General features: G+C 59.0%; 9 protein-coding genes. 6 read left to right on the top strand and 3 right to left on the bottom strand.

What is annotated here, in order from left to right:
• Positions 1–222: 222 nt before the first annotated feature.
• The 3 genes from EET67_RS24775 to EET67_RS24785 all read right to left on the bottom strand — a co-directional run bounded on the left by EET67_RS24775 (position 223) and on the right by EET67_RS24785 (position 1,466).
• Positions 223–408: a hypothetical protein gene (locus EET67_RS24775; RefSeq protein WP_128628842.1), complete on the bottom strand. Its 186-nt coding sequence runs from the start codon at positions 406–408 to the stop codon at positions 223–225.
• Between the two features lie 26 nt (positions 409–434).
• Positions 435–653, bottom strand: a complete 219-nt coding sequence (locus EET67_RS24780) for an Arc family DNA-binding protein (protein ID WP_165900039.1) — start codon at positions 651–653, stop codon at positions 435–437.
• Between the two features lie 402 nt (positions 654–1,055).
• Positions 1,056–1,466, bottom strand: coding sequence for a helix-turn-helix domain-containing protein (locus tag EET67_RS24785; RefSeq protein ID WP_165900040.1), 411 nt, complete (start codon positions 1,464–1,466; stop codon positions 1,056–1,058).
• A gap of 323 nt (positions 1,467–1,789) precedes the next feature.
• Here EET67_RS24785 and EET67_RS24795 point away from each other — a divergent pair, with 323 nt between their 5' ends.
• From EET67_RS24795 to EET67_RS24820, 6 genes are read left to right on the top strand one after another with little or no spacing between them, the layout of a single operon-like run.
• Entirely contained in the window at positions 1,790–2,725 is a 936-nt protein-coding gene (locus tag EET67_RS24795) for a hypothetical protein (protein WP_128628846.1), read from the top strand.
• Positions 2,718–3,068: a hypothetical protein gene (locus EET67_RS24800; protein ID WP_210211171.1), complete on the top strand. Its 351-nt coding sequence runs from the start codon at positions 2,718–2,720 to the stop codon at positions 3,066–3,068. Before EET67_RS24795 ends, EET67_RS24800 begins: the two co-directional genes overlap by 8 nt.
• Positions 3,065–4,645, top strand: coding sequence for a DEAD/DEAH box helicase (locus EET67_RS24805; protein WP_128628848.1), 1,581 nt, complete (start codon positions 3,065–3,067; stop codon positions 4,643–4,645). Before EET67_RS24800 ends, EET67_RS24805 begins: the two co-directional genes overlap by 4 nt.
• Entirely contained in the window at positions 4,642–5,550 is a 909-nt protein-coding gene (locus EET67_RS24810; RefSeq protein WP_128628849.1) for a toprim domain-containing protein, read from the top strand. The genes EET67_RS24805 and EET67_RS24810 overlap by 4 nt, the downstream gene beginning before the upstream one ends.
• A complete protein-coding gene (locus EET67_RS24815) occupies positions 5,547–6,158 on the top strand; it encodes a hypothetical protein (protein WP_128628850.1) in 612 nt (203 codons plus the stop codon). Before EET67_RS24810 ends, EET67_RS24815 begins: the two co-directional genes overlap by 4 nt.
• Positions 6,155–6,991, top strand: coding sequence for a hypothetical protein (locus tag EET67_RS24820; protein ID WP_128628851.1), 837 nt, complete (start codon positions 6,155–6,157; stop codon positions 6,989–6,991). The genes EET67_RS24815 and EET67_RS24820 overlap by 4 nt, the downstream gene beginning before the upstream one ends.
• Positions 6,992–7,370 lie beyond the last annotated feature (379 nt).

Raw genomic sequence — 7,370 nt, forward strand, 5'->3', positions numbered from 1 at the left:
CAAAACGCAAATGCCTCCGATGAAACCGGAGGCATTTTGATGACCCCACGTTAAGGGGTCCCGTTTGGACGAAAATCACCCCTCAAACAGGGTCCTCATTCCACGAAAAATCACACAGAACGCCCTTTGCGCCAAGCATACCGATCAATGCGGCCAGGATAGCCGCCGATGAAAGGTCGCTGGCGGCGATAGCGTCTATGCGGGGATCTCGGTCGGACATGTCTATGCGCTCCCTACCGTCTCACTTTCCTCATCGAGCTCATGCTCAAGCTCTAGGTAGCCATTCTGGATCAGCCATTCCCGTAGGGCGGTCGAGGCGGCCTGTTCGAGTGATAGGCCGTGCTCAGAGGCTAGCCGCCGGAGAGCCAAACGCTCGGCGGTTTCCAGTTGGACTGGAACTGGTTTCATGATGTGCTCCCCAAGCCATCCCAGAGCTATGACTTGCCTGATCCTTTATCGAGGATCGACAAGGCATCCGCAAGCAACTTCACCGCCTTGGCCCGGTCAGCAGCATCCACTGAGAATGATCGCTCTAGGCGCGCCAATATCTCAGCATTCATGCTGCGCTCGTTTTCGACAGCGGCCAGCTTGATTTGCTTCTGGAGTGGAAGCGTAAGCCGGAGATGAAAGCTTGGTGGATCTGACTGCGACATTCCGGACTTATCGCCGAAACGGCCTTGCCCGAAAATGGTCCCAGCGATGGGGCATAGATACCGTGATAGTACCATTTGTACCCGCTATCCACAGGCGGTCCTTAAAGGTTGAGCCTTTCCGTTAACCTGAACCGCCCCGTCACGTGACACGCTGGTTGACAGTCCGATTAGGTAAATGTTCCTATTGTGTTCAGGCATGGGAGGAACTGGTGATCAGTCCAAATACGGAAGACGTATCGTCGTATCGGGTAGTGTAGCGGGCGAGGGCAGGCATGATTGTTTATGAACCGCGCGAAAAGGCGCGCAATTGCGAGACATTGGACAAGTTGAGGGCAATGGCAGCCGATCAAAATCCCCCATGGGACCCAGCTACCCGCATCGAGCGAGCCTTAGCCGTAGTCGTCACTGCGATGACTGAGATTCACGGCGGGGAATGGCGGTCGCAGGTTGATCATCAGGCGAAGGTTGTTGCTGTCGTGCCCTATTAGCCTCAAGAAAGCCTGTGATCACCGACATGAGCGCAGCAACATTTTCGGGCTTTAGCCCTTCAATGCGCTCCAGCGTGCTCAGAATATTTGCCGCGCCGCGGATTGGTTCACGCTCGTCGGCCGCAAACCCCGGAGGGTCGAGTTCGAGGTAGGCCGCGATCTTCGGAATCTCATCAATCTTGAGGTGCCGCCTCCCGTTGAGCAGTTGGGTAATCTGCGGGTGGGCAATGTTCAGGTGCTTCGCCAGCTCGAATTGCGTTTTCCCTGGCTGCTTGAGCCCGGCCCGTATCCAGTCGATGAAGATTTGTGAAAGCGTCTGGGTCATTGTTCGAATTTCGCACATCTGGTTGGAAAACGCTTGTAGGATTATCGTACATCAGGGCTTGAACCTTTTGTACGAATATCGTACTTCTGGTTAATGTCCTGTGAACCCGCCGCCTCCATCATCCGAAAATTCAATGGGCTGAAAGCCGTAGCCGAGATAACCGGCATCTCATCCCATTCAGTCATGCGCTGGAGATATCCGCGCAGCAAGCGCGGCACGGGCGGGGTTATTCCGCACCGTCATGCCGATAGACTTTTGGCCGTTGCCCGAGAGAAGGGCATCGACCTCTCGCCCGCTGATTTCTTCAGTGAGGGCAGCGAAAAATGATCCGGACAAAAGCTGTGTCCGGCTTGCCGGCAAACGTCGACGCAAACCTCCCTGCCCTTGTCAAACGTGCCGCCGATCAGTTGGCGAGCGCTACATCGGCTGCCGAGGTCTTGGAAGCCTGCGACATGGCGTCGGTCGCCTATGACGCTTCTAAGAAAGCGGCGCGACTGGCGAAGGCCAAGGGCGCCCATGATGAACTGATCGCCAAGGCGCACCGCGCCCAGGCTGACGCATTGCTGATCGAAAGTGAAGCCAAGCGCCGGCTGGCTGACGAGTACGACGCGGCGCAGGAGCGGGGCGAAATTGGCAGGCGTGGCGACTACGGCGCCGTAACTTCTGGAGCGGAAGTTACGCCGGCCACTGCCGCAGACGCCGGTCTGACCCACAAGGATATTCATGAAGCCCGCGCGATCCGCGATGCTGAAAAAGTCGACCCCGGCGTTGTCGAGCGCACCTTAGAAAAGCGCCTTGACGCGGGGCAGGAACCCACCAAGGCCGCGCTACGCGAAGCCATCCAGAAGGTTCGCGACGAAACGCGGGAAAGCCTTCCCCAAGCAATCAAGGACATGGAGGCGGCCAAGCAGAAGGCGATTGCCGATCGCAAGGCGAGCAAGGATGCCACGCCGCTCTACAACGGCCTTCCCGCGGATGACCGTATTGCCGAACTCGAGGAAGCTGTTCGCGTCCTTGAAGCAGAAGCTGAAACGCTCCGCGCCGAAAACAAGCTCTACGGCGAGATGAAGGTCCAGTACGAGCAAGGCGGTTTCGAAAAGGTCATCGCCGGCAAGGATGAGGAAATCCGCGCGCTTCTCACTCGCGTGGAGAGCGAGAGCCAAGAGAAGGTCAGGAACCTCCGTGCCGCGGATCGGTGGCGGAAGCGAGCTATTGAGCTCGGCTATACAGACCGGGAGATCATCGAGATCAATGGCTGACCCCTCGAAGATTCTCGCCCGCGTCCGAGCCTGTGGTGCGAACATTCTGTTGGATGGAATGCGGCTCGAAATTGTGAACCCGAGCAGACTACCCGAAGGCGCGTCCGCCTTCATCCGGCAGAACGCCAAGGCCATCGCTGCCTTTCTCGATAGCGAAGCGGAGTTCGAAGAACGCGCAGCGATCATGCAGTTCGACGGCGGCCTAACCCGACCGGCGGCTGAGTACCTGACGAAGCTGTTGCTTTCGTCACCACCTGCCGGCGCTGATCGTGCCGACTGGTCGTGGTTTGTCAGCGAGGCGGCGAAGGCGATCGATCATGCGATCCCAAGGCGGGCAGCATGAAGGAACTCATTCTTCGTCCGCATCAGAGCCATGTCGAGGGTCAGCTGCGCGAGCAGCTTCGTGCCGGCGTCTCGCGCATCGTCCTCGTTGCCCCGACTGCTTTTGGTAAAACCGAAACGGCAATGTTTCTGATCAAGCTAGCGCTCCAGAAGGGGTCGAGGGTTTGGTTTCTTGTCGACCGGGTAACCTTGGTCAAGCAGACCAGCGACCGGTTCCGAGCGTACGGGATACCTCACGGCACGATACAGGGCGCCAACGCGACCAATGATCGATACGCGCCTGAGCAAGCTGTCCAGATAATCAGCATTCAGACATTCGAGCGGCGCGACCTGGGCGATCCCGCCGACCTGATTTTCTATGATGAATGTCACAGCCAGTATGCTGAAACGCTCTCGCGGCTAGAGAAATACTCCAAGTCGAAGATTATCGGTATGACGGCGACCCCTTTCGCCCCCGGCATGGCACAGTTCTGGGGAGGGATCGTCAACGGCGCCACCGTCAACCGGCTCTTGGCAGACCACTTCCTCACTCCGCTCAAGATTAAGGCTTGTGTCTCGCCCGACATGCAGGGTGCAAGGCGAAAGCCGGGGGGCGAGTATGCCGATGAGGAAGCCGGCCAGCGCGGCATCACGATCATTGGCGACGTGGTGCAGACATGGATCCAGCAGACACAGAAGTTCTTCGGCGGGCCGGCTAAAACGATCGTCTTTTCGCCGTCGATCAAGCATGGCGAGGAACTGTGCCGGCAGTTCGCCGAGGCTGGTTTTAACTTTCAGCAAATTTCTTATCTCGATCGCGGCGATGATGTTCGTGACGAGAAGATCGACGAGTTCCGCAAACCGGACAGTGCCATTCATGGGTTGGTGTCCTGCGCTGTGCTGACGAAGGGCTTCGACGTGCCCGACGTCATGTGCGGAATCTCCTGCCGGCCCTACCGAAAATCTTTCTCATCGCACATTCAGGAAATGGGCCGGGTCATGCGAACCTCGCCGGGCAAAGACTTCGGCCTGTGGCTCGACCATTCGGGCAACTGCATCAGCTTTGCCCAAGATACGGCATGGCTCTTCGAATACGGCGTCGACAGCCTTTCCGACGCAGCGAAACGTGACGCTGAAGTGCGGGAGCCCACCGAGAAAATCAAACAGACGCTGTTCTGTGCCGACTGCGGCATGCAAATGGAAGCCGCTTCATTTGTGTGCCGGTCCTGCGGTTGGGAGCGGCCGAAGCGCGGCGAAATCCAGATCGTACAGGGAGAGTTGATCGACTTCGCGCACAGTATCCAAGAGACATTCCAGCCGCGCAAAGGCTTACGCGCCGAGTGCGTTAACGATCCCCGCGCAATATGGAACGCGGCCCTTTCCTATACGTCGTCAAATTCGAGCAAAGGTCCTGAGTTCGCCAAAAAATGGGCCATGGGTGTCTGGTTCGGCATCTACGAAGGGGCTAGGCCGCCGCGCGGGTTTTTCGACGGGAAAGCCGATCCGAGCAAGGTCCAGACTGACCAGTGGAGCTTGATCGAGCGCGAGGTCCAGCGCTTCCGCAAACGCTCCAAGCATAATCAGCGGAGGGCGGCATGACGGTCTACGAGGCAATCGAAAGAGCTTGCGCCGAGGTTGGCATTTTGCCGCCGCGCAGGGCTGCGTTCGGCAAGTGGCTGAACACCGACACGCTCGACGGCAAGAAGGGCAAGGGCGACGGACGGCTGATCGTCAACGAGCATTACGTCACTGCCTGGAACTGGCAGACGGGAGAGAAATCGACGGTAGCGCTCCGCGACGGCATCTCAGCCAAGGAGCAGCGCGCGATTGCGCATGATGTGGCGAAGGCCAAGGAAAAGGCTGCTCATGACGCCGAGCGCGCCGCGCGGCAGGCTAGTTCACTTCTCGCGCAGGCGAGGATCACCACACATCCCTACCTCGCAGCGAAGGGCTTCCGAGATGAGCTCGTGCCGGTCATTGGGGCTCAGGCCGTCCGCGATATCGGATCGAGCTATCTCGTGGCCGGTTCGACGGCCATCATCGTACCGGCTCGACGCGGCGGCGCCCTCACCAGTGTGCAATTGATCTGGGAAGATGGCACCAAGAAGTTTCTGTTTGGCGGAGAAATCGCCGGGTCGTCGCATCGGATCTCCACCGGGGCCTACACGTGGCTCTGCGAGGGGTTCGCGACAGGGCTCTCGCTCAGGGCGGCACTGCGGGGCCTCAAGATACAGGCGACGGTCCTGTGCTGCTTCTCCGCCTCCAACATCCTAGCAGTCGCGCGCCAGGTCCGGGGTCGGGCATTCGTGGCGGCCGACAACGACAAGCCGCTACCGCAGTTCGGCGGGCTCGGCACGGGCGAACACTATGCGCAACAGACCGGCTTGCCCTTCGCGATGCCGCCGGTCCTCAAGACGGATTTCAACGACATGCACCAAGCGGAAAGCATCTTCGCCGTGCAGCGCGTCCTCACCTCTGTAATGGCAGGAAGGCGCGCGGCATGAAGAAAGAACTGGATAGGTCGAAGGCCTCATTCAAGCTCGACCTGATCGAGACGGCAAATGCTGATCCGATGGTTAGCGCGGCCGATCTGAAACTACTGGCCGCCTATGTGGCTGTCATGGCATGGCCCTCCTGCAAGTCATGGCTGGTAGAACCGCTGGGCCGGGCAATGACCGGCCTTAGTCACGGTCAGTTCTGGAAAAGCCGCGCACGTTTGCTTGGCGACAATGAAGAGAAACGGGCTTATCTCATCGCCGTCCGGCAGGGCGGCAAGGTGTCGACATACAAGCTCATCAATCCTTTCCGCGATGAAGCCAGAGCGCTCGTCGAGGCAAAGCTGGAATATCACCGCGAGGTCGAGCGGCAGCGTAAAGCGACCAAACGCACCTCGTCTTCCGTCCAGAATTTGGAGGGACATGAGAGCGATTTGTCCCTGCATAAAATGGAGGGACAGAATGACGCTTGTCCCTCCAAAAAATGGGGTCCTGTCCCTCCAGAAAATGGGGGCAATACCCCCTCAGTTATCCCCCCAAGTAAGAAAGGGGTCCGTGAAGAAGCTTCCTTGGGCTCCAACGTCGTGCCCTTCAACCACCCAAGGAAGGCGTCATGACCCTGCGCCACATCTACCCGATCAACATCAGCGACCTGAAGCCGACCGTCCCGTTGACCGGCGAACCCATTTTCGAAAGCGTCGATCCGACTTCGCTGTTCGTGGACCCGCAGTATCAGCGTGACATCGGCGAGCGCGGTGTCCGCCAGATCCGGAAGATGATCGAGGGCTGGGACTGGTCAAAGTTCCGTGCCCCGGTCTGCGCCTTTGAAAAGGACGAGGATGGCAACGAGGTCCTGAAGGTCATCGACGGCCAGCACACATGCATTGCGGCAGCAAGCCACCCGCACATCCATCGCATCCCCGTCCAGATCGTCGAGGCGCCGGACCAACAGACACAGGCATCGGCCTTCATCGGTCAGAATGTCGATCGGCTTGGCGTGACCAAGCTGCAGCTGCACCAGGCGGCACTCACGGCCGGCGATGAGCACGCCCGTGATGTCCAGAACGTCTGCGATCGGGCGGGCGTGAAGATCCTGCAGACGACGCCCCACCGGTACGAGCCGGGCGACACCGTGGCCATCTCGGCCATATCGACGCTGGTCAAAAAGCACTCGGTCATGAAGGCACGGCAAATCCTCGACGTACTGGCCAACGCCAAGCTGGCGCCGATCAAGGACGCTCATATCCGCGCCGCGGAACTGCTCATGACGGATGACGAGTTCTGCATTGCATTCGAGCCGGAAGACCTGACGAGGGAGATCGAGACGGCCGGCGCATCGGCAGAGAATGAGGCCAAGGTGTTCGCCGTCACGCACAAGCTGCCTCAGTGGCGAGCACTTGCATCGATCTGGTTCAAGAATACCCGGAAGAAGAGGAAGGCAGCGGCATGAACCTACAGCCCAGGCCGTTCCTCGCCCAGAGCATTGGAATCCGCCAGGAACTCGATAAGTGCGGCTCTGGCCTCATCGGGCGGGATCGAACCTTCCTCTGCCGATTTCATGCTGTTGCCGCTACGTAATAGAGCGGGCTGCGACCTTCCATTGGCCAACCGTCGAGAAATATCTGCGCCTCTTGCACGGAGTCTATCGGCCTGATGCCGTACTCCCCATCCCTAGCCCAAATGCTCGCGCTGAACACCTTCATCGGCTGACTGTCAATGACCATGGAATCGGGACCCCGTATTTTCGCGTAAAAGGGACCCCCTGCTTGGGTTGATGAAGGGCACGGCGGTGAGCGCCCGATCAGGCGAAGCTGGTCGGGGTTGCACAG

The sequence above is a fragment of the Borborobacter arsenicus genome (genome assembly GCF_003934165.1).
Taxonomy (GTDB): Bacteria; Pseudomonadota; Alphaproteobacteria; order Rhizobiales; family Rhizobiaceae; genus Pseudaminobacter; species Pseudaminobacter arsenicus.